This is a genomic window from Mammaliicoccus sp. Q-M61 (genome assembly GCF_022386055.1).
Taxonomy (GTDB): Bacteria; Bacillota; Bacilli; order Staphylococcales; family Staphylococcaceae; genus Mammaliicoccus; species Mammaliicoccus sciuri_A.
Genome location: NZ_JAJNJL010000001.1, coordinates 626,467 through 648,450, shown reverse-complemented (window position 1 = coordinate 648,450; position 21,984 = coordinate 626,467). Strand labels below are relative to the sequence as shown.

24 protein-coding genes and 1 pseudogene are annotated in these 21,984 nt (G+C 33.1%); 21 read left to right on the top strand and 4 right to left on the bottom strand.

Going from position 1 to position 21,984, the window contains the following annotated elements; genetic code table 11:
- The 6 genes from sufD (at position 1) to LQ677_RS03065 (ending at position 5,322) form a co-directional block, all read left to right on the top strand.
- Positions 1 to 1,317: a Fe-S cluster assembly protein SufD gene (sufD, locus tag LQ677_RS03090; protein WP_037588816.1), complete on the top strand. Its 1,317-nt coding sequence runs from the start codon at positions 1 to 3 to the stop codon at positions 1,315 to 1,317.
- A gap of 25 nt (positions 1,318 to 1,342) precedes the next feature.
- Positions 1,343 to 2,584, top strand: a complete 1,242-nt coding sequence (locus LQ677_RS03085) for a cysteine desulfurase (RefSeq protein ID WP_239748096.1) — start codon at positions 1,343 to 1,345, stop codon at positions 2,582 to 2,584.
- Complete coding sequence (gene sufU, locus LQ677_RS03080; RefSeq protein WP_025904378.1) at positions 2,574 to 3,014, top strand: Fe-S cluster assembly sulfur transfer protein SufU; 441 nt, start codon at positions 2,574 to 2,576, stop codon at positions 3,012 to 3,014. The genes LQ677_RS03085 and sufU overlap by 11 nt, the downstream gene beginning before the upstream one ends.
- Before the next feature lie 46 nt (positions 3,015 to 3,060).
- Entirely contained in the window at positions 3,061 to 4,458 is a 1,398-nt protein-coding gene (sufB, locus tag LQ677_RS03075) for a Fe-S cluster assembly protein SufB (RefSeq protein ID WP_025904379.1), read from the top strand.
- A gap of 341 nt (positions 4,459 to 4,799) precedes the next feature.
- Positions 4,800 to 5,009, top strand: a complete 210-nt coding sequence (locus LQ677_RS03070) for a DUF6007 family protein (protein ID WP_126476600.1) — start codon at positions 4,800 to 4,802, stop codon at positions 5,007 to 5,009.
- Between the two features lie 13 nt (positions 5,010 to 5,022).
- Positions 5,023 to 5,322: a hypothetical protein gene (locus tag LQ677_RS03065; protein ID WP_159315262.1), complete on the top strand. Its 300-nt coding sequence runs from the start codon at positions 5,023 to 5,025 to the stop codon at positions 5,320 to 5,322.
- Positions 5,323 to 5,388: 66 nt separating this feature from the next.
- On the opposite strand, the gene glcP is transcribed toward LQ677_RS03065, so the two are convergent.
- Positions 5,389 to 6,756 (bottom strand): glucose transporter GlcP, encoded by a 1,368-nt coding sequence (glcP, locus tag LQ677_RS03060; protein ID WP_126476598.1) that lies wholly within the window; start codon positions 6,754 to 6,756, stop codon positions 5,389 to 5,391.
- A 231-nt stretch (positions 6,757 to 6,987) separates the two neighbouring features.
- On the opposite strand from glcP, the gene LQ677_RS03055 reads away from it, so the two are divergent.
- Genes LQ677_RS03055 through dgoD form a run of 5 tightly spaced genes read left to right on the top strand, consistent with a single transcriptional unit; the run spans position 6,988 to position 11,791 of the window.
- Complete coding sequence (locus LQ677_RS03055; protein ID WP_239748095.1) at positions 6,988 to 8,208, top strand: ROK family transcriptional regulator; 1,221 nt, start codon at positions 6,988 to 6,990, stop codon at positions 8,206 to 8,208.
- 19 nt (positions 8,209 to 8,227) lie between these two features.
- A complete protein-coding gene (locus LQ677_RS03050) occupies positions 8,228 to 9,013 on the top strand; it encodes an SDR family NAD(P)-dependent oxidoreductase (protein WP_107565548.1) in 786 nt (261 codons plus the stop codon).
- Between the two features lie 21 nt (positions 9,014 to 9,034).
- A complete protein-coding gene (locus LQ677_RS03045; RefSeq protein ID WP_126476596.1) occupies positions 9,035 to 9,988 on the top strand; it encodes a sugar kinase in 954 nt (317 codons plus the stop codon).
- A 13-nt stretch (positions 9,989 to 10,001) separates the two neighbouring features.
- A complete protein-coding gene (locus tag LQ677_RS03040) occupies positions 10,002 to 10,628 on the top strand; it encodes a bifunctional 4-hydroxy-2-oxoglutarate aldolase/2-dehydro-3-deoxy-phosphogluconate aldolase (RefSeq protein WP_239748107.1) in 627 nt (208 codons plus the stop codon).
- A 14-nt stretch (positions 10,629 to 10,642) separates the two neighbouring features.
- A complete protein-coding gene (gene dgoD, locus LQ677_RS03035; protein WP_204170704.1) occupies positions 10,643 to 11,791 on the top strand; it encodes a galactonate dehydratase in 1,149 nt (382 codons plus the stop codon).
- Between the two features lie 54 nt (positions 11,792 to 11,845).
- On the opposite strand, the gene LQ677_RS03030 is transcribed toward dgoD, so the two are convergent.
- Both LQ677_RS03030 and LQ677_RS03025 read right to left on the bottom strand, forming a co-directional pair.
- The gene (locus LQ677_RS03030) at positions 11,846 to 12,310 is read right to left on the bottom strand and encodes an ImmA/IrrE family metallo-endopeptidase (protein ID WP_025904387.1); all 465 of its coding nucleotides are present in this window, start codon (positions 12,308 to 12,310) and stop codon (positions 11,846 to 11,848) included.
- 31 nt (positions 12,311 to 12,341) lie between these two features.
- On the bottom strand, positions 12,342 to 12,671 hold the full coding sequence (locus LQ677_RS03025) for a helix-turn-helix transcriptional regulator (RefSeq protein ID WP_025904388.1): 330 nt from the start codon (positions 12,669 to 12,671) through the stop codon (positions 12,342 to 12,344).
- Positions 12,672 to 12,813: 142 nt separating this feature from the next.
- Between LQ677_RS03025 and LQ677_RS03020 the strand changes: the two genes are divergently transcribed.
- From LQ677_RS03020 to LQ677_RS02985, 8 genes and pseudogenes are all read left to right on the top strand, one after another.
- The gene (locus LQ677_RS03020; protein WP_078099932.1) at positions 12,814 to 13,134 is read left to right on the top strand and encodes a phage holin; all 321 of its coding nucleotides are present in this window, start codon (positions 12,814 to 12,816) and stop codon (positions 13,132 to 13,134) included.
- A 20-nt stretch (positions 13,135 to 13,154) separates the two neighbouring features.
- Positions 13,155 to 14,408, top strand: a complete 1,254-nt coding sequence (locus LQ677_RS03015; RefSeq protein ID WP_239748094.1) for an N-acetylmuramoyl-L-alanine amidase — start codon at positions 13,155 to 13,157, stop codon at positions 14,406 to 14,408.
- Positions 14,409 to 14,733: 325 nt separating this feature from the next.
- Complete coding sequence (locus LQ677_RS03010) at positions 14,734 to 15,096, top strand: YxeA family protein (protein ID WP_025904391.1); 363 nt, start codon at positions 14,734 to 14,736, stop codon at positions 15,094 to 15,096.
- Between the two features lie 460 nt (positions 15,097 to 15,556).
- Positions 15,557 to 16,405, top strand: a complete 849-nt coding sequence (locus LQ677_RS03005) for a DUF72 domain-containing protein (protein WP_058591496.1) — start codon at positions 15,557 to 15,559, stop codon at positions 16,403 to 16,405.
- Positions 16,406 to 16,416: 11 nt separating this feature from the next.
- Positions 16,417 to 17,238 (top strand): sulfite exporter TauE/SafE family protein, encoded by an 822-nt coding sequence (locus LQ677_RS03000; protein WP_025904393.1) that lies wholly within the window; start codon positions 16,417 to 16,419, stop codon positions 17,236 to 17,238.
- Between the two features lie 12 nt (positions 17,239 to 17,250).
- Positions 17,251 to 18,582: a bifunctional metallophosphatase/5'-nucleotidase gene (locus tag LQ677_RS02995; protein WP_239748093.1), complete on the top strand. Its 1,332-nt coding sequence runs from the start codon at positions 17,251 to 17,253 to the stop codon at positions 18,580 to 18,582.
- Between the two features lie 76 nt (positions 18,583 to 18,658).
- On the top strand, positions 18,659 to 19,576 hold the full coding sequence (gene lipA, locus LQ677_RS02990) for a lipoyl synthase (protein WP_025904395.1): 918 nt from the start codon (positions 18,659 to 18,661) through the stop codon (positions 19,574 to 19,576).
- A 12-nt stretch (positions 19,577 to 19,588) separates the two neighbouring features.
- Positions 19,589 to 19,966, top strand: a pseudogene (locus tag LQ677_RS02985) (YutD family protein); the annotation flags it as partial.
- Positions 19,967 to 20,394: 428 nt separating this feature from the next.
- On the opposite strand, the gene LQ677_RS02980 reads toward LQ677_RS02985, so the two are convergent.
- The gene (locus LQ677_RS02980) at positions 20,395 to 20,664 is read right to left on the bottom strand and encodes a DUF3055 domain-containing protein (protein ID WP_025904397.1); all 270 of its coding nucleotides are present in this window, start codon (positions 20,662 to 20,664) and stop codon (positions 20,395 to 20,397) included.
- A gap of 108 nt (positions 20,665 to 20,772) precedes the next feature.
- Here LQ677_RS02980 and LQ677_RS02975 point away from each other — a divergent pair, with 108 nt between their 5' ends.
- Both LQ677_RS02975 and LQ677_RS02970 read left to right on the top strand, forming a co-directional pair.
- Complete coding sequence (locus tag LQ677_RS02975; RefSeq protein WP_025904398.1) at positions 20,773 to 21,216, top strand: DUF86 domain-containing protein; 444 nt, start codon at positions 20,773 to 20,775, stop codon at positions 21,214 to 21,216.
- Positions 21,203 to 21,970, top strand: a complete 768-nt coding sequence (locus LQ677_RS02970) for a TIGR01457 family HAD-type hydrolase (RefSeq protein WP_025904399.1) — start codon at positions 21,203 to 21,205, stop codon at positions 21,968 to 21,970. Before LQ677_RS02975 ends, LQ677_RS02970 begins: the two co-directional genes overlap by 14 nt.
- Positions 21,971 to 21,984: the final 14 nt, after the last annotated feature.

Below are 21,984 nucleotides of genomic sequence, written 5' to 3'. Positions count from 1 at the left end.
ATGGCAACTGAAACAAAGTTAAATATTAACGTTGAAGACTTAGTTAATTATTCAGCATCTCAAAATGAACCACAATGGATGACTGATTTAAGAAAAGAAAGTTTTCAAAAATTAGATACATTAGAAATGCCTAAACCAGACAAAACAAAAATTGACAGATGGGATTTTGATTCATTCAAAACACATGCTGTTACAAGTGAAACATTTGATACTATCGACAATTTACCAGAATCAGTTCGTAAAATTATCGATACTGAAAATGCTACAAACTTAATTGTTCAACATAATAATACACCTGCTTTTACTAAAGTAGATGAAAAATTAGTCGAACAAGGCGTTGTAATTAAAGATTTAAAAACAGCTTTAATTGAAAATAGTGATTTAGTACAAAAATACTTCATGACAGACGCAGTTAAAGTTGATGAACATAGATTAACAGCTTTACACGCAGCATTAGTTAACGGTGGTGTATTTGTATACGTACCTAAAAACGTTGTTGTAGAAGACCCTGTTCAATACGTTGTATTACATGATGATAGCGATGCAAGTTTCTTCAACCATGCGATTATCGTAACTGAAGAAAGTGCAGAATTAACTTACGTTGAAAACTATTTATCTACAGTATCTTCAAACGAAGGTCAATTAAACATCGTTTCTGAAGTAATTGCTGGTGCAAACTCAAACATTACTTACGGTACAGTTGATTTCATGGATAAAGGCTTTACTGGTCACATTATCCGTCGTGGTACAGCAGCAGCTGATGCGACAATCGATTGGGCTTTAGGTTTAATGAATGACGGTAGTACAATTAACGACAACACGACTTATTTAATGGGTGACCGTTCAAACTGTAACTTAAAAACAGTCGTAGTTGGTCGTGGAGAACAAAAACAAAACTTCACAACACAAATCATTCAATATGGTAAAGAATCTAATGGTCACATATTGAAACATGGTGTTATGAAAGATAGTTCTTCTTCAATCTTTAATGGTATTGGTTACATCAAACACGGTGGTACGAAAGCAGATGCTCAACAAGAATCTCGTGTTCTTATGTTATCTGAAAAAGCACGTGGAGATGCAAACCCAATCTTATTAATTGATGAAGATGATGTAACAGCAGGACACGCAGCTTCAGTAGGTAGAGTAGATCCAACTCAACTTTATTACTTAATGAGTAGAGGTATTTCTCGTGAAGAAGCAGAACGTTTAGTTATTCACGGTTTCCTTGATCCAGTTGTATCTGCATTGCCAATCGAAGACGTTAAACGTCAATTACGTGAAGTTATTGAATTAAAAGTAACAACACAAATATAAAAAAGGCACAGAAAGGTCTGATAATGTGGCCGAATCAACATTTAATGTAGAAAAAATTATAAAAGATTTCCCGATATTAGAACAACAAGTTAACGGTAGTAGACTCGTGTATTTAGATTCATCAGCCACAAGTCAAACACCTACTCAAGTCACTGATAGCATTGTAGATTACTACAACCGTTATAACTCTAATGTTCACCGAGGTGTGCATACACTAGGTACACTTGCTACGGATGCTTATGAAAAAGCACGTGAAACTGTTAGAAGATTTATAAATGCACAATATTTTGAAGAAGTTGTATTCACAAGAGGAACTACAACAGCAATCAACTTAGTGGCGCATAGTTACGGTGATGCAAATGTTTCTGAAGGTGATGAAATTGTTGTCACACAAATGGAACATCATGCGAATATTGTGCCATGGCAACAGCTTGCTAAAAGAACAGGTGCTAAACTTAAATTTATTCCAATGTCAGAAAGTGGCGAACTTGAAAGAGAGGCAATTGAAAGTACGATCAATGATCGAACTAAAATTGTCGCAGTCGCTCATGTGTCTAACGTATTAGGTACAATCAATGATGTTAAATATATTGCAGAAGTCGCACATCGTCATAATGCTGTTATTGCAGTAGATGGTGCACAGTCAGCACCACACATGAAAGTGGATGTTCAAGATTTAGATGTAGACTTCTTTAGCTTTAGTGGTCATAAAATGTTAGGCCCTACTGGTATAGGTGTCTTATATGGTAAACGTGATTTATTAGATAAGATGGAACCAATCGAATTTGGTGGAGATATGATTGATTTTGTTGGATTAGAAGATGCAACATGGACTGACTTACCAACGAAATTCGAAGCTGGTACACCGCTTATTGCTGAAGCAATTGCTTTAGCTGAAGCGATTAAATATATTGATGCTATCGGTTTAGATAACATTCATCAACATGAGTATGATCTTGTGAATTATGCTTACAATGAAATGTCTAAAATTGATGGACTTGAAATATATGGACCTACTCCTGATAAAAGAGCTGGATTAATTACATTTAATGTAGAAGGTGTTCACCCACATGACTTAGCAACAGCATTAGATTCTGAAGGCGTAGCTGTAAGAGCAGGTCACCATTGTGCACAACCATTAATGAAATGGTTAAACCAATCATCAACAGCAAGAGCAAGTTTCTATATTTATAATACTACTGAAGATGTTGACCAACTCATTCAGGCACTAATTGGCGCGAAGGAGTTTTTCTCTTATGAATTTTAACAATTTAGATCAACTATACCGTTCTGTCATTATGGACCACTATAAGAATCCTCGTAATAAAGGCGTTCTTGAAGATGGCTCTCTAACAATAGATATGAACAATCCTACATGTGGAGATCGCATCCGCTTAACATTAGATGTAGAAGATAATGTTATTAAAGATGCTAAGTTTGAAGGTGAAGGTTGCTCTATTTCAATGTCTAGCGCATCTATGATGACTGAAGCGGTTAAAGGTCATACAATCGAAGAAGCATTAGAAATGAGTCAAGAATTCTCAAACATGATGCTTGGTGAATCCTACGATATTACAGAAGAAATGGGCGATATAGAAGCACTATCAGGTGTATCTAAATTCCCAGCAAGAATCAAATGCGCTACTTTAGCATGGAAAGCATTTGAAAAAGGAACAAAAGAGCAAAATAACGCGTAACTTTTGAAAAATGGGCGAACGCTATTATAAAAGAGGAGTGAAGAAAATGGCTAAAAAATCACCAGAAGTTGGAGATTATAAATATGGCTTCCATGATGAAGACGTTTCTATTTTCCGTTCAGGTAGAGGTTTAACAGAAGAAATCGTTAAAAAAATATCTGAAATGAAAGACGAACCACAATGGATGCTTGATTTTCGTTTGAAATCATTAAAACAATTTTACAAAATGCCAATGCCAATGTGGGGTGGCGATTTAACAGAGTTAAACTTTGATGAAATCACGTACTACGTTAAACCATCAGAACGTTCTGAGCGTTCATGGGATGAAGTACCAGAAGAAATCAAAAATACTTTCGATAAATTAGGTATTCCTGAAGCAGAACAAAAATATCTTGCAGGTGTATCTGCACAATATGAATCAGAAGTTGTTTACCACAACATGGAACAAGACTTAGAAGAACAAGGTATTATCTTCAAAGATACTGATTCAGCATTACGTGAAAATGAAGAATTATTCAAAGAATATTTCGCAAGTGTTATTCCAGCTGCAGATAATAAATTCTCAGCATTAAACTCAGCAGTTTGGTCTGGTGGATCATTCATTTACGTACCAAAAGGCGTAAAATTAGAAACACCACTTCAAGCTTACTTCAGAATTAACTCTGAAAACATGGGTCAATTTGAAAGAACATTAATTATTGCTGATGAAGGTTCTTCAGTACACTATGTAGAAGGTTGTACAGCACCTGTTTATACGACTAATTCATTACACTCAGCTGTAGTTGAAATTATCGTTAAGAAAGATGCATACTGCCGTTATACAACAATCCAAAACTGGGCTAACAATGTTTATAACTTAGTTACTAAACGTACTTTCGTATATGAAAATGGTACGATGGAATGGATTGATGGTAACTTAGGATCTAAATTAACAATGAAATACCCATCTTGTTTCTTACTTGAAGAAGGCGCTAGAGGTATGACTTTATCTATCGCGCTTGCAGGTAAAGGACAAGTTCAAGACGCTGGTGCAAAAATGATTCATAAAGCGCCTAATACGTCATCAACAATTGTTTCTAAATCAATTTCTAAAAATGGTGGTAAAGTTGTTTACCGCGGTCAAGTACACTTCGGACGTAAAGCAACTGGCGCACGTTCAAACATTGAATGTGACACATTAATTATGGATAACGAATCTACATCAGATACAATTCCTTACAATGAAATCATGAACGATAACATTTCATTAGAACACGAAGCGAAAGTTTCTAAAGTATCTGAAGAACAATTATTCTACCTAATGAGCCGTGGTATTTCAGAAGAAGAAGCAACTGAAATGATCGTAATGGGCTTCATCGAACCATTTACAAAAGAATTACCAATGGAATACGCAGTAGAAATGAACCGTCTAATCAAATTCGAAATGGAAGGTTCAATTGGATAATACCAATTAAACTGTGTAAGACAATATTTATAGATAAAATAACCCTGTATAAGTTCTTAGTCGTAAGAACTTATACAGGGTTTTTCTATTTCTTAATCTATTTTAGATAATATGTTTATAAAGTAATCTTCGATTTTGTTCGTGCATGCTTGCCTAGGGTATGGTTCGAGCCTATAGTCTCTCACTCATACTATTCCCTCAGGCGTCAGCACTTAACAAAATCGATGGGAGATATTTTTAATATAGAAAATATATACCTATTTATATGTTTGTGGTATTATTTTTACAAATTAAGGAAATATAAAATGAAGTCTTACAAGGTTATCATAATGAGGTGATCAATGTTGAATAACTTAAAAGAAATTTTTAAAAATATAACAATACTAGAAATTATATGCTTTATACCATTTGTGTTTTTGTTTTCGTATTTACCTAATTCGAATATGATATGTATAATTGTTAATATAGTTATAGTTATTTTTTGTTGCTTAGGTGCTTCACATTTATTTTACTTAATCAAAGATTATAAAAGGAATAAAGCTAACAAGTAAATGGAGGTAGACAGTGTTTAATATCATACTAGATATATGTATATTAGTAATTTCTTTAACCATTTCTATATACGTTGCAATATCTAAAAATATAAATATTATTGCTTCTATAGAGCATGATAAAGTAAAGCCAGAAAATATAGCTAAAATCTCATACATATTTGCTACTTGTTTATTTTTGGGAACAGTGTTAATTGTTGCTGGAGATATAGTTTATGATTTTAATTTTATATTATCAATCATTTCTATTATATTAGGTATTTCAGTACTCTTAATGTTTTATGCCTTATTTATAATGATAGAGAAGAAGTGAATTTTGGATTTATAATACTACCATATAAAGATGGCCCCGTAGAATTTCTACGGGGTTTTCTATGACTTAATCAATTTTAGATAATGTAACGGATGATGTTCTATTTCTTAAGTCTACTTCGATTTCTTCAAGGCTTCTGCCTCTTGTTTCTGGTAAGTATTTAATGACAAATATCATTGCAAGTATACCGATGACTGCAAAGATTAGAAATACTTGTTCGATTCCCATTACTGATGTGAGCAGTGGGAAGAATTGTGCGACTAATAAGCTACCTATTGATAAGGATAATGTCGCGATACCTGTTGCTGCGCCTCTTGCTCTCATTGGGAATAGTTCTGGTAACATGATCCATAAGATTGGTCCCCAAGTGAATGCAAAGAAAACAATGAACAATGTTAAACATGCGACAATAATCCATGCGCCGACTGTTGAATGTAATCCGATTGTCCATACGAGTGTTGCCATAATAAGTAATGAACAAACCATACCGATATTACCTGTAATGAGTAGTTTTTTACGGTCAATTTTATCCATTATATATATTGCAAATATCGTTACAATTACATTGACTGATCCGATGCCGACTGTTCCAAGAATAGCTGTTGCATCTCCTAAACCTGCTTTACTAAAGATTGTTGGTGCATAGTAAATGATGGCATTAATGCCGATGATTTGTTGCAGTAGTGCAAATATACAGCCTATAACAAGTACAGGTCTTAGCCAAACGGATTTTAAGACTGTCCATGTACTTTCTGATATATGAATGATTTCTTTCATTTCATCAATTTCTTTATCAATTTCTGATTGTTTTCTTGTAATTGCCATAACTTTTCTAGCGGCTTTTTCACTTTTATGTTCAAGTAACCATCTAGGGCTCTCTGGCATAAAGTAAACACCGATCATTAAGATGACAGAAGGTACAACTGCTAATCCAACCATCCATCTCCAAGCTTCCATATCTGCGAACGCATAGTTGACTAAATATGAAGCAAGAATACCTATTGTGATCATCAGTTGGTTTAATGAACTTAAAGAACCTCTCGTGTCAGTAGGTGCCATTTCTGATAAATAGACTGGCACGATCGCAGTAGAGCCGCCGACTGCTAACCCGATTATAAATCTACCTATAACTAGGATAATCATTGATTGTGCTAATGATAGAATTAATGCACCGACGATAAAGACAATCGCAATAACAAATACGAGCTTTCTTCGACCGAGTTTATCCGATAGTGGTCCACTGAATCCTGAGCCAAATATTGCACCGACTAACATTGAACTCACGACTAAACCTTCAGTGAAACTTGTGAGTGGTATATCATTTTTTATAAAAAGCAACGCGCCAGATATAACACCTGTGTCATATCCGTAAAGCAATCCACCTAAAGCACCTAGGAAGAAAATTAACTTCGTTCTATAATTGCTTGCTTCCATTTTATTACCCCCATGTAATTTGAATAACGCCATCAGAAACTTTAGTTAAAATAAAAGGTTGAAGCTCGTTGATGGTATTTAATTATTTAAGATAACTAAAAAAGTTGTAATTACACTTTGAATCTGATTTAATTATTAATGTAAGCCTTTTCAAATAGAAAATCAAGTAATATATGAATAAATATATTCTATTTAGTTATTTTAATTTACTTAAAGTTAAGGAGGGGTGTCGTGAAGCAATCATCTCGGATCAATATTAATTTAATGAAAGATTATAATAAGCAACTTGTATTAAGGACGATTCAAAAGTATGGACCAATCTCTAGAGTAGAAATTGCGAATAAAATTGACTTATCAAGACCTTCAGTTTCAGAAATTGTTTCAATATTAATTGATGAACAATGGATAGAAGAGAAGGCAATGGAAAGAAAAGTTAGAGGCAGACAACCTATACCACTTGATATTAATAAAGAGAAAAAAGTGATGATTGGTTTAGAAATTGGTGCATATAGAACGAGTATTATTGTCAGCAATTTAAGAGCGGAAATCCTATTTGAGAAACAAATAGAAATGGATTTACAAAAAGATCCGAATGACATGATTGTTTATTTAGGACAAGAAATTCGTTTAATTGCAGAAGAATATTCAGCGCAACAAATTGAAGTTCTAGGTATTGGAGTAGGCATGCACGGATTGGTCGATACTCAAAATGGTACAAATATCTTTGCGCCAAACTTAGGATGGAGAAATATCGAAATTAAATCGATATTAGAATCTGAAACAGACTTGATGGTCTTAATTGATAATGATTGTAATAGTGCAGCACATGCGGAAATGTGGTTTGGTCAAGGCAAAGAAGAAACAAACTTTATATCGGTCATCGTGGATTATGGTGTGGGTGCAAGTATTATCAATAATGGATCGATTTTAAGAGGCAATCATCATATTACAGGTCAAATTGGACATGTCACGATAGATCCAGATGGTCCATTATGTTCTTGCGGTAATTATGGCTGTTTAGAAACATTGACTTCAGAAACAGCAATTTTAAAAATGATTAAGCGTCAATTAAAAATTGGTCTTAAAAGTCAAATATTAAATGTACAGTCTGAAATTGATGAATTAAGTATTGAAGATTTTTATGGGGCAGTGAATCAAGGCGATGAATTATGTGTCCAAATTGCTAAAGAAGTTGGTAGGAATCTTGGTTTAGGCTTTGCAATATTAATCAATTTATTTGGACCAAAATTTATTGTATTAGGTGGTAGTTTAACAAAAATTAGTCATCTCTTACTACCAGAAATTAAAGCAATCATTCGGTTAAAAGTAATGGGGGAAGATGCGAAAGGGACTCCAATCGTAACTTCTGCTTTAGGGGACGATTTATACACGATTGGCGCAGCATCTTTAATTGTAGAAGAAATATTCTCATTACCAAAACCAAATAAATGAATATAAGGAGGAATTATAAATGAGTGAATTAAATGAACAAGTCATTATTGTAACTGGCGCAGGAAAAGGTATCGGTAAAGGTATTGCAAAACAACTTGGCAGTAAAGGCGCAAAGATAGTCGTTGCGACAATTGATCCAGAGTTTGGTAAAGAAACAGTAGCAGAAATAATCGATAACGGTGGCGACGCATACTTTGTTGAAACAGATGTATCTAAAGAAGAAAGTATTATTAATATGGTTAACGAAACAGTGAATCATTATGGAAAAATCAACACACTTGTTAATAATGCAGGTATCACAGTGTTTAAATCAATTGAAGAAGCAACAGTTGAAGATTGGGATTCTATTATCAATATTGATTTAAGAGGAACATTCTTATGTTCTAAACATGTCATCCCAGAAATGAAGAAACAAGGTGGCGGTTCTATTATCAATATTTCTTCAAACCACTCAATCGCGACTTTACCAGATACTGATATGTATGCTGCAGCTAAAGGTGGCGTTAATGCGATGACAAGAGGTATGGCATTAAGTTTAGGTAAATACAATATTCGTGTTAATGCGATATGTCCTGGATTTACGAACACATCACATTTAAAAAATTGGTTTGATTCAATGGAAAACGAAGATGAAGTGAGACAAGGTGTCTTAGATTTACACGCGACATCAAGAATTAATGAACCAGAAGATATAGGTAAATTAGCGCAATATTTAGCATCTGATGATTCTGAAATGATGACAGGTGAACACTTAGTCATTGATGGTGGTTTATCTGCACGTTTATACAACGCAGACGGCTATTAAGTTATAAGGAGGGTCATGAAGATGGATGTATTGTCTATTGGAGAAACGATGGTTGTGTTTGCACCTAAAGAAGTAGGACCAATGCGTTATGCTCAAGACTTTTCAACGCATATAGCTGGGGCTGAAACAAATACGCTTATTGGGTTAGAAAAGCTTGGTGTTAAAACTGGCTGGATCAGTCAATTAGGAAATGATGAATTAGGACAGAAGATTTTAAATTTTGTTCGTGGTGAAGGTATTAATGTAGATTCTGTAAAATTAATATCTGAGGCGTCAACTGGCATTTTTCTTAAAGAGAAATTTCGACAAGATCAAACACGCGTCCATTATTATAGAAAAGGTTCAGCAGCTAGTCTAATGTCTGAAGCAAATATAGATGAAAGTTATGTCGCTCAATTTAAATATTTATATGTCACAGGTATTACGCCTGCTTTGAGTGCATCTTGTAAACAGACAATATTTAAGCTCATTTCGACAGCAAAATCATTAGGCTTACAAATTGTTTTCGATCCAAACTTAAGACTTAAATTATGGTCTGAAGATGAAGCAAAAGAAACATTAAAACAATTAATCGCTCTAAGTGATATTGTGTTGCCAGGAACGAGTGAAGGGGCATTTTTATTCAATACACAATCTGAAGAAGAAATCGCCCAAGAAATTATTAATTTAGGTGCATCAACTGTAGTTGTTAAATTAGGAAGTAAAGGTGCTTACTATGTACATAACGATATTTCAGGTTATGCAAAAGCTTCAAAAGAAATAGAAGTCGTTGATCCTGTTGGTGCTGGAGATGGCTTTGCGGCAGGTTTAATCGCAGGTATTATCGAAGGATTATCCATTCATGAAGCGACAGAACAGGCTTGTAATGCAGGTGCACTTGTGACAACAGTTAAAGGTGATGTTGAAGGCTTACCAACTAAAGAAGAAATTGAACAAATGAAACATACAGGTCATGTAGATGATGTGATTAGATAAGGAGGCGTCTAAAATAGATACACTACAAACAATCAAAGAAACTAAATTAATCGCAATTTTACGAAATGCAAATCCAAATGATATTTTACCAATCGTAGAAACATTATATAAAGCAGGTATTCGTGCGATAGAGGTTACGATGAATTCACCTAAAGCGTTAGAATCTATTGAACTGATCTCTAATGAAATGAAGGATAAAGTTGTAGTCGGAGCAGGTACAGTCTTAGATGCAGAATCGGCAAGATTAGCTATTTTAAGTGGTGCAACGTTTATATTGTCGCCAACAGTAGATAAAGATACGATTCGCATGAGTAAAAAATACGGTGCCGTAAGTATACCAGGTGCTTTAACACCAACAGAAATTTTAGAAGCTTATGAATACGGTGGAGATATTATTAAAGTCTTTCCAACAACAAGTTTAGGTCCTAAATATATTAAAGATTTACAAGGTCCATTACCGCATATTCCACTTTTACCAACAGGTGGTGTGAGTATAGACAATGTTACAGACTTTATTGAAGCGGGAGCTGTTGGTGTCGGTTTAGGAAGTGCTTTAGTTAATACGAAAGTAGAAACGAATAAAGCGTATTTTGAGGAACTAGAACAAAAAGCACAAGCATTTTATAAAAAAGTACATTAAAGAGGAGTGATAACATGAAGATTGTAGACTATGAGTTGTTTCAAGTACCACCGCGTTGGTTGTTTCTAAAAATTACGACGGACGAAGGTATCGTCGGATGGGGCGAACCTGTCATTGAAGGTAAAGCACAGACTGTTGGTGCAGCGGTTGATGAATTTATGCAACAGTTGATTGGCAAGAATCCTTTAAATATTGAAGATCACTGGAATATGATGTATAGAAGTAGCTTTTATAGAGGTGGTCCAATTTTAATGAGTGCCATTTCAGGTATAGACCAAGCATTGTGGGATATTAAAGGTAAATATTATAACGCGCCTGTTCATGAATTATTAGGAGGGGCATGTAGAGAATCTATGAAAGTATATTCATGGATTGGTGGCGACAGACCTCAAGATACTGCGAACGCTGCTAAAAAAGCTTTTGAAAATGGTTTTGAAGCAATCAAAATGAATGCAACTGAAGAATTACAGTATATAGATAGTTATGACAAGATAGAAAGTGTTGTTCAACGTGTAGCTGGCATTAGAGAAGCAGCTGGCAATCAATTAGGTATTGGAATTGATTTTCACGGGCGTGTTCATAAACCAATGGCTAAAGTCTTAGCGAAAGAATTAGAGCCATACAATCCAATGTTTATAGAAGAACCTGTGTTAAGTGAAAATATAGAAGCGGTTAGAGAAATTAGTCAAACGACAACGATCCCTATAGCGCTTGGTGAAAGACTATTTTCTAGATGGGATTTCAAACCTATTTTAGAAAGTGGATTTGTCGATATCATTCAACCTGATTTATCACATGCTGGTGGTATAACAGAATGTAAAAAAATTATTTCTATGGCAGAAGCTTATGATATAGGTGCTGCACCTCATTGTCCACTTGGACCTATCGCTTTAGCATCATGTCTACAAGTAGATGCAACTTGTCACAATGCTTTTATTCAAGAACAAAGCTTAGGCATTCATTACAATAAAGACAGTGATATTCTAGACTATATTACAAACAAAGAAGTATTTGAATTTAAAGATGGATATGTAGATATTCCTAAAAAGCCTGGCCTTGGTGTAGAAATAGATGAAGCACATGTCAGAAAAATGGCGGAAGTCGGGCATGATTGGCATAACCCAATTTGGAGACATAAAGATGGAAGCATTGCAGAATGGTAAATATAACGTATATTTATAACATGATTAAAGGCTGAGACAATGACGTCTCAGCCTTTAATTGATTTCTCTATATTCGTAAACTTGAAGTGGGTTGAACTTTATTAAATAATGATCATACCATGTACTTAATCCATATTTTTGTTTGTAATGTTCTAAAGCTTCATCTATATAACCTTCAGATACGTCTAAATAATTACTCAGTTCAAATTTATTATGGACACCTGATTGATATGCTTGCACAATACTTTTTAAAGGTATAATTTTTTCAAATCCTAATCTTCTTGCTTTATGCTCGAATTTCCATTTCCATAATTCGCTTGTATCGAGAATATCTCCATAAGATATATCATGATGGGCTAACTCTTCTCCTAGCACTTCTAACTTTTCTTTGTTAGATAAATCATCTTTCAATAAAATTAATCCATCTACATATAAACCTTTCAGTTGATTCGGAAGGTTACTTGTTTCTTTAATCACGATGTGTTCATTATTGATAAGTGTTTTTTCATATCTATTCAAATTATCCCCACCATATTATCCATTTAATAAATCATTTGTTTTGATGCTTTAGAAAATCAACATATTCTAATACTTTCTTCAATTCTTCTTCTGTTAATTCTCCATCTAAATGTGCGGCAATCGTTTCTGCAGTAGAGTTATAAGTTTGTTTAGCTTCCCCGTCTAAAATATAACTGACACTCACGTCAAATAACTTTGCCATTTCTTCTATTTTCTTCATCTTTGGTGCTTTTCTTCCTGTTTCCCAATATGAAATGGATTGTTTTGAAACTTGTAACGCATCTGCTAATTTTTGTTGCGTCCATCCATTTTTCGTTCTTAATAAACTTATTTGTTCAGAGAGTTTATTTTGAGACACCATAAGTTTCCCGCTCCTTATATGATTGATACTTTTATTATAACCTATAGTTATATTTTATCAATAATTTTGCAGAAAAATATAACTAAAAGTTATTGACGTCAACCAAAAGTTATATTATAGTGTAACCAAGGAGGTGATACACATGGTTAAAATGAACTTCAAAACAGATAAAGTAAATTTGAATTATTCCGAAGAAGATAACAGAATCCCAATTGATCCAGACAAAGTTAAACAATTTATCGCAATGATAGGTGGGTTCTTAGGTGCACTATATTTAGCATTAAATGCATCTGGTATTTCGGTAGAATGGTTGAACCCTCAAAAGTTAAATGCGTGGATGAACGTATTAAACACAGGGATACCTATTGTATTTGTGCTTTATGGTATTTGGAAAAACACATTCATTTTTACAAATCAATCACGTGAACAAGAAAAGTTCTTAAAAGAATCTGGTAAAAAATAAAAATAAGAAAGGATGATTGAATGTTAACAGCTATAACATATTTAACTAAAAAAGGATGGGAAATTTCATCTGACCCAAGAACGTACGATCAATATCCGAAGAACTATGGATACAGAAATTACACAGAAGATGGTATAAATTATGATGCCTATTGTAGTGGTTATCATAGAGCATTTGATGTCTATAGTAATGAAACGAATCAAATTCCAGCAGTTACAAGTGGAACAGTTATATTAAGTGAACCATTTGGTAATTTCGGAGGGACAATTGAGATTAGAGATAGTAATGGCAATGATTGGATTTACGGACATATGCAAAGAGATACATTGCAATTTTCTAAAGGTGATAAAGTCATTCAAGGCGACATTATTGGATTACAAGGCAATAGTAATTATGACAATAATCCGATGAGTGAACATTTGCATATCCAATTACGTCAAAAAGGTGAAGACATTTCTAAAGAAGAAACAAGAGTGTGCAGTGGTATGCCAATTGAAAATTATGACATATCCAAACTTAATCAAAAATTAGACAAATCGAACAATAAAGGAGCCGTTAAAATGAGTAGAAAAATTATGATTGTAGCAGGGCATGGATATAATGATCCAGGCGCAGTAGGAAATGGAACAAATGAAAGAGATTTTATTAGAGCAAATATCGTAGACAGAGTAGCAAATTATTTAAAACAAGCAGGTCATACAGTAGGAATATATGGTAAAGACCAAGATATGTATCAAGACACAGCATACGGCGAACAAGTCGGAAATAAAACAGATTACGGATTATATTGGGTTAAATCACAAGGTTATGAAATTGTAGTAGAATTTCATTTAGATTCAGCAGCCGCATCAGCTACAGGAGGTCATGTTATTATTCCAAGTGGATTAGCAGCAGACAGTATTGATACAGCATTACAAGCAGCCGTGAAAAAACATGTAGGTACTGTTAGAGGCATTACAGAAAGAAGTGACCTATTACATTGTAACGTTGCTAAAGCAGAATATATCAATTACCGATTAGTAGAATTAGGATTTATTACCTCAACAAAAGATATGAATTACATTAAAAATAATTTAAATGCATATACAAAATCATTAGCAGAAGGCATTAACGGCGGTGACCTTAATACGAAGCCAACAACATATACAGTCGTAGCAGGAGATACACTATGGAGTATCAGTCAAAAAACAGGCGTTACCGTAGCAACATTAAAGAAATTGAACGGATTAACATCAGATGTCATACAAATCGGACAAGTATTGAAATTAAAATAGGAGACAAAACAATGAATAAAAACGCAGAAAAAAATACCTTAACCATAAAAATTATACAATGACGGCCATCATTAAATAACATTATGTAAGGTATCCGAATAAATTAAATATACCACAAAACCCTCGCTATCAACAAACAAATAGCGAGGGTTTTAATTGTAAAAAATTGTATAAAAAGTAATTGACAGAATATTATGAATTAAATATATTATTCTTAAGACGTCTTGAATTTAATTATTTTATTGAAATTACGTTCTATCGTGATACTGATTAACTGGTGTAAATATTATTTGTTGAAAGATGCAAGAAGAGGTGAAACTTAATAATGAAAAAATTAATTTATACATTAATAGCAAGCATTATGGTCATTTGTATAATTTTATTTACGATGAAAAATATTGATGAAAAAATAGATGTAATAAATCCATTAGTTAAAAGAGGTTGGAGTTATGCTATAGTCCCAAGTACTAATGATGCAGAACATCTAAGTAAACAAGAAATAATAGATATCCAAGATTATAAAGATATAGAATCTTATGATGAAAATGGTCATAAAAATAACTACTTATTGGACTTTAAAGGATATAGTCCTTCTGAAAAATATGTCAAAATTGATCACAAAGGTAAGTGGGTTTATTTTATAGAATATATCAGTAAATCAGAGTATGAAAAAGTGACTAAACAATAAATCATATAAATGCTTTAATATAACAAGTTACTAAATAATATTTTTGGAATACAATATTTAAAACGGCTAGGACATTATTGATTGTCATAGCCGTTATTTTTTATGAGTTGTAAAGAATGGTGGATTTAGTAACAAAAGTCTGTGGAAGTGTAAATAAGGAGGTCCATAGTAACAAAAGTCGAGCGAAGTGTAATTAAGGAGGCCCATAGTAACAAAAGTCTGTCGAAGTGTAACTAAGGGCGTCCATAGTAACAAAAGTCGGAGAAAGTGTAACTAAGACAGCCCATAGTAACAAAAGTCTGTGGAAGTGTAACTAAGTCGACCTATAATTACAAAACGTATAAGAAGTGTAACGAGTGACATACGATTCTTTACTGCTCATTCATAGTTTTACATAATTTTAATCAAACAAACTGAACTATAAATACTCTGTGTGGTATGATGAGTATGGTGATGAGATATGATAAAAATTGGCCTAACTGGATGGGGAGATCATGATTCTTTATATGAGGACCTGTCTAATAAAAAAGATAAGTTAAAAGCATATGCTGCTCATTTTCCTATTGTGGAATTAGATGCAACTTATTATGCAATTCAACCACAACGAAATATTGAAAAATGGATACGGGAAACGCCTAATAATTTCAAGTTTGTTGTTAAGATTCATCAGGCGTTAACAGGTCATGCTGAGGTAACTGATTTTGCTGAGGACAAAATGACATTATTTAATTTATTTAAAGATTCGATGGCACCGTTGAAAGCATCAGGAAAGTTAGCGATGATTCTCGTACAGTTTCCACCTTGGTTTGATTTACAGCCTCAAAATATTAATTATTTACGTTATGTACGTGAGCAATTAAAAGATTTTGACGTTTGTATCGAATTCCGTAATCGTACTTGGTTTAAAGAAGATGTTAAAGAGTATACGTTGGAATTTTTAACCGAAATGAAATTTATTCACAGTGTTTGTGATGAACCGCAGAGTGGAGAAGGGTCTATACCACTTATTAATCGCATTACGCATGATGTTGCTTTCGTCCGTTATCATGGTCGAAATGTAAACGGATGGACGAAGAAAGATATGACAGATCAAGAGTGGCGTGATGTCAGATATTTATATAATTATAATGAAGCAGAACTTAAAGAGTTAGCTGATAAAGTTAAAATTTTAGAGCATAAAGCGAAAGATGTTTATGTAGTATTTAATAATAATTCTGGTGGACATGCTGCACAAAATGCCAAAACTTACCAAAAGTTATTAGATATAGAATACGAAGGTTTAGCGCCTAAGCAACTTAAATTATTTTAGAGGTGACAGGTATGGCATATTTAGTGTTAATTATTATAGGTGTATCGTCTGCAATATTAGGGGCGTTAGTTGGAATTGGTGGCGGAATTATTATTGTTCCGTCACTCGTATATTTCGGTATAGATCATCAATTATTGTCTGGTATGACACCACAAAGAGCGATTGGTACATCATCCGTTATTTTAATTACAACGGGTTTAACAGCAACATTAGGCTATTTGAAAACGAAGCAAGTTGATGTAAAAAATGGATTGATATTCTTAGTTGGTATCATTCCGGGTGCTTTACTCGGTGCATATTTAAGTAAGTATTTTACTTTAGATTCATTTAATTTGTACTTTGGTATTTTCTTAATCTTTATTTCTATCGTATTAATGATACGTAATCATGTGAAACCAATAAAGTATTTCCAACAAGAAAAGTATTTAAAATCTTTTACAGATAGATATGGCGAACATCATAAATACGGTGTACCACCGTTTGTTGCTATTGTTTCATCATTTATTGTTGGTATAACGACTGGTTTATTCGGTATCGGTGGTGGTGCACTGATGACTCCATTGATGATTATTGTTTTTAGATTCCCACCACATGTTGCTGTTGGTACAAGTATGATGATGATATTCTTCTCAAGTTTATCAAGTTCTGTCAGCCACATTGTGCAAGGTAATGTACTTTGGGTACATGCGATTGTATTGATTATTTCAAGTTACTTTGGTGCAAAAATTGGTGTAAGAATAAATAGTAGAATGAAGTCAGACACTGTCGTTTTAATTTTAAGATTTACAATGTTAATCTTAGGTATATATTTGATTATAAAAAGTGTTTTATAAGGAGTTGGATTTGTGAAGCTCACGATATTTCATACAAATGATATACACAGTCATTTAAATACATATGCCAAAATATCTCAGTATATTAAAGATGAAAGAAGTCGTTGTCAGCATGATACTCTATATATTGATATAGGTGATCATATAGATTTATTTCATCCTTTAACAGAAGCATCACAAGGTAGAGAAAATGTTAATATTTTAAATGACAGTCACGTAGATGTTGTAACAATAGGTAACAATGAAGGTATGACAATATCTCATGATGCCTTAAACCACTTATATGATGAAGCTCAGTTCGATGTTACTTGTTGCAATTTATTTGATTTAGATGGCAATTTACCAAATCATATAACTTCTCATGTTGTTAAAGATATTAATGGTATTAAAGTATGTATGATTGGTTTGACAGCACCTTTTAATCATATTTATGAAAGACTTGATTGGAAAGTGACGTCACCATTACTTGCGCTAAAGAACGAAATCGAACAAGTGGAAGAATCGTATGATGTACTCCTCGTATTAAGTCATGTCGGCATCTTCTTTGATGAGCAAATTTGCAAAGAATGTCCGGAAGTTGACGTTATCTTCGGCGCACATACACATCATTATTTTGAAAATGGCGAAGAACAAAATGGTGTGTTGATGGCTGCAGCTGGTAAATATGGGCATTATGTTGGTAAAGTAGATTTAATCATTGAAAATCAAAAAGTTATTCATAAAGAAGCGGAAATTATTAATTCTGACTTAATTGAAGAAGTACCAAATGATTATGAAGAAAAAGGTAAGGCATTATTAAATAAACCGATTCTTAAAGGTAATTTTTCATTACCACGACGACTTAACAGTGCAAGTTATACAACAGATTTATTATGCGAAAGTGTATTAGAATTTACAGGAGCAGACTGTGCAATTATTAATGCAGGTCTTATCGTTAAAGGTAAGACGGGTAATGAGTTAACAGAATACGATATTCATCAAATGTTACCGCATCCTATAAACACTGTTTCAGTAGATTTAAGAGGTGCGGAACTTAAACAAATTATCTATAAAGCGATGGAACAGTCCTATATGGATGAAGTAGCATTTGGATTTGGCTTTAGAGGAGATATCTTTGGAGGCTACGTATTTAAAAATATCGGCTATATTGAGTCTACAGGTCAATGTTTTGTGAATGGTAAAGAAATAGAAGATCACGAACAATATAAGCTCGGTACAATTGATATGTACACATTCGGAAGATACTTCCCAATATTGAAAGATATGAATATAAATTATATTATGCCAGAGTTTTTAAGAAATATTTTTGAACAAAAGTTATTACAACATGAAAAGAAAGTGTAATGAGCATTTAAATTTATACTTATATTCGTTATAATATATAAAGATGAAAATTAATAATAGAAGGGTGTTCACGTATATGGCTACTAAAAATGAAGAAATATTACGTAAACCAGACTGGTTAAAAATAAAATTAAACACGAATAAGAATTACACAGGCTTGAAGAAAATGATGCGTGAGAAGAATCTTCATACAGTTTGTGAAGAAGCTAAATGTCCAAACATTCACGAATGTTGGGGAGAAAGACGTACAGCTACATTTATGATTTTAGGTGCAGTTTGTACGAGAGCATGTCGTTTCTGTGCAGTTAAAACAGGTCTTCCAAATGAGTTAGATTTAGATGAACCACAACGTGTAGCAGAATCAGTTCAACTTATGAACTTAAAACACGTAGTAATTACAGCTGTAGCAAGAGATGACTTGAAAGATGCTGGTTCTAACGTTTATGCAGAAACAGTACGTAAAGTAAGAGAGTTAAATCCATATACTACAATTGAAATATTACCATCAGATATGGGTGGTAGTTATGAAGCTTTAGAAACATTAATGGCTTCTAAACCAGATATTTTAAACCATAATATCGAAACAGTTAGACGCTTAACACCAAGAGTTAGAGCACGTGCAAAATACGACCGTACATTAGAATTCTTAAGAAGATCTAAAGAAATGTACCCAGATATTCCTACTAAATCTAGCTTAATGGTTGGACTTGGTGAAACAGTTGAAGAAATTTATGAAACAATGGATGATTTACGTGCAAACGGCGTAGATATTATGACAATCGGTCAATATTTACAACCATCACGCAAACATTTAAATGTTCAAAAATACTACACACCTTTAGAATTTGGTAAATTAAGAAAAGTAGCGATGGAAAAAGGCTTTAAACATTGCCAAGCTGGTCCAATGGTACGTAGTTCTTATCACGCAGATGAACAAGTTAATGAAGCTGCTAAACAAAAACATATTCTAGGTGAACAAGCACTTAATAACTAATAAGGTGATTGAATGTTAACTAAAATAGAAAATAACTATTTTGAAGTGATTAAAGATGATCAGAAATCTTTCAATGAAGAACAATTTACATCACGTTATTCTGAAATTCTAGATAAATATGATTTTATTGTTGGTGACTTTGGTTACGAGCAACTTCGTTTAAAAGGCTTTTATCATGATTCTAATAAAAAAAGTGATGCAAATAAGCGATTCTCTGCTATTCAAGATTATATATTAGAGTATTGTAATTTTGGATGTAAATATTTTGTATTGAGACGATTATCTAAATCTGAGATATCTAAATTAACAGCAGAAGAAGCAACTTTCATAGACGAAGAACATAAATTAGAAGACGTTAAAATAGAGCCAACAATTCAGCAAAACACTAAACAAGAACAACAGAATAAACAACAAGAAGCTGAAACAGTAGAAATAGAAGAAGACGTAATTGAAGAACAACCTACATCTAAAAATACTTTAAAAGATTATTTATAAACGAAAGAGCCCGGAAAATTCCGGGCTCTTTTTTTATTGAGCTATAGTGAGATTGTGAATATTTTTGAATGAAGTTGTTTATAATGACGGGTGCGTTAGTAACAAAAGTCGGCGGAAGTGTTACTATGGGTGTCCATAATTACAAAAATCGGTCGAAGTGTAACTATGCAGTGCCTTATTTACAAAACTACTGAGAATTGTCATTACTGGACTTCTTATTAGCACTTTGGGCAAAACTTGCTAATAACGGTATCAGTATTAGCACTTTCGGCCAGAACTGCTAATAACGCTCACACTATATTAATCACATACTTAATTCAAATCTATATATCTATAACATCATGTAAATATTCTGTTACTTCTTCGCCTTCTTCTTCTGTTAAACCGAGGATGTGACTAATATAGCCTTCTTCTTCTAAGTCATCTTTACCAATAATACCAAATGTATTGTTTTGGGTATTGAGTACCATTGTTTTTCCATAATGTCTATCTGTATAAATTAGTGTTAAGTCATAGCGACTGTGTTCACCGACAAATCCTACAAATTGTATTTTCGCTTCATCTTGCTCATCATATAAGAACATATCTATCATGTTTAGCGACTCCTTTTTAAAAATCTTTCTTTACTTGTATAGTATACAGAGCAATGCCCTACAATTCAAAATTATGATATGATGATATATGGATAGGAGGTCTTCTACATGTATTTCGTAGATAGCAAAACTTTAACTTTAAAATTAAATTATTTAGAAAAATTAACGGTAGATTTTGAAAGCGAGAAAAATTCTCCATATGCTTTAGAAAGAATTGCACATATGATGATTGAATCTGTAGTCGATATTGGGAATTTGATTATTGATGCATTTATTTTAAGAGATCCTGGTAATTATAAAGATGTGATTGATATTATGGAACTTGAAAAAGTATTCCAACCTTCAACTGCTGAAGCAATTAGAACATCTATTGATTACAGGAAAGAACTTATTCGAAATTATGAAAATCTTGATCATGATCAATTAAGAAAAGCTTTTGAAATTGCGACACCATTTTATAAACAAGCAATTGAAGATACAAAACATTTTTTAGAAAATGAAAATGTTCCCGTAACAGCTTTTGGTGAAGGAGATAAAAATGAAAGATTATAAAGGTTATTTTATTGATATAGACGGCACAATGTATAAAGGTACGGAAGTTATTGAAGGTGCAATCGAATTTATAAATTATTTAAATGAAAATAATAAAGATTATTTATTCGTTACAAATAATTCTTCAAAAACACCTGCTGAAGTAGCAGAAAAATTAAATAATATGGGTTTTCATACTTCAAGTGAACATGTGATTACTTCTGCAATGGCAACGGCTGGATATATAAGTGAAGCTTCTCCTGGCGCATCAGTGTATATGGTAGGAGGAAGTGGATTAGAAACTTCTTTAAAAGATGCTGGATTAGTTGTGAAAGAAGATGAACATGTTGATTATGTCGTAATGGGCTTAGATGTGAATATTTCTTATGAAAAGCTTTCAGTAGCATGTTTAGCCGTTAGAAATGGCGCGAAATTCATATCTACAAATAAAGATGTATCAATTCCAAATGAAAGAGGATTTTTACCTGGAAATGGTTCATTGACAAGCGTTGTAAGTGTATCGACTGGACAGACGCCAGTATTCATCGGTAAACCTGAAACAATTATTATGGAACAAGCTATTGAAAAAATTGGTCATGCTAAAGAAGATTGTGTCATGATTGGTGACTTATATGACACTGATATTTTAGCTGGAATCAATAGTGGTATTGATACATTACATGTACAAACGGGTGTAACATCTTTAGAAGAAATTAATAAAAAAGAAGTATTACCAACATATAGCGTTAAGAATTTATTTGAAGTTATTAAGTAAATTCACATAAGGAG

Coding starts and splice junctions, on each gene's coding strand:
- LQ677_RS03015 (WP_239748094.1), top strand. CDS start 13,155: ATGTTAACAGCTATAACATATTTAACTAAAAAAGGATGGGAAATTTCA.
- lipA (WP_025904395.1), top strand. CDS start 18,659: ATGGCTACTAAAAATGAAGAAATATTACGTAAACCAGACTGGTTAAAA.
- sufB (WP_025904379.1), top strand. CDS start 3,061: ATGGCTAAAAAATCACCAGAAGTTGGAGATTATAAATATGGCTTCCAT.
- LQ677_RS03005 (WP_058591496.1), top strand. CDS start 15,557: ATGATAAAAATTGGCCTAACTGGATGGGGAGATCATGATTCTTTATAT.
- sufU (WP_025904378.1), top strand. CDS start 2,574: ATGAATTTTAACAATTTAGATCAACTATACCGTTCTGTCATTATGGAC.
- glcP (WP_126476598.1), bottom strand. CDS start 6,756: ATGGAAGCAAGCAATTATAGAACGAAGTTAATTTTCTTCCTAGGTGCT.
- LQ677_RS03070 (WP_126476600.1), top strand. CDS start 4,800: ATGTTGAATAACTTAAAAGAAATTTTTAAAAATATAACAATACTAGAA.
- LQ677_RS03010 (WP_025904391.1), top strand. CDS start 14,734: ATGAAAAAATTAATTTATACATTAATAGCAAGCATTATGGTCATTTGT.
- LQ677_RS03020 (WP_078099932.1), top strand. CDS start 12,814: ATGGTTAAAATGAACTTCAAAACAGATAAAGTAAATTTGAATTATTCC.
- LQ677_RS03025 (WP_025904388.1), bottom strand. CDS start 12,671: ATGGTGTCTCAAAATAAACTCTCTGAACAAATAAGTTTATTAAGAACG.
- LQ677_RS02970 (WP_025904399.1), top strand. CDS start 21,203: ATGAAAGATTATAAAGGTTATTTTATTGATATAGACGGCACAATGTAT.
- LQ677_RS03045 (WP_126476596.1), top strand. CDS start 9,035: ATGGATGTATTGTCTATTGGAGAAACGATGGTTGTGTTTGCACCTAAA.
- sufD (WP_037588816.1), top strand. CDS start 1: ATGGCAACTGAAACAAAGTTAAATATTAACGTTGAAGACTTAGTTAAT.
- dgoD (WP_204170704.1), top strand. CDS start 10,643: ATGAAGATTGTAGACTATGAGTTGTTTCAAGTACCACCGCGTTGGTTG.
- LQ677_RS03000 (WP_025904393.1), top strand. CDS start 16,417: ATGGCATATTTAGTGTTAATTATTATAGGTGTATCGTCTGCAATATTA.
- LQ677_RS03050 (WP_107565548.1), top strand. CDS start 8,228: ATGAGTGAATTAAATGAACAAGTCATTATTGTAACTGGCGCAGGAAAA.
- LQ677_RS02975 (WP_025904398.1), top strand. CDS start 20,773: ATGTATTTCGTAGATAGCAAAACTTTAACTTTAAAATTAAATTATTTA.
- LQ677_RS02980 (WP_025904397.1), bottom strand. CDS start 20,664: ATGATAGATATGTTCTTATATGATGAGCAAGATGAAGCGAAAATACAA.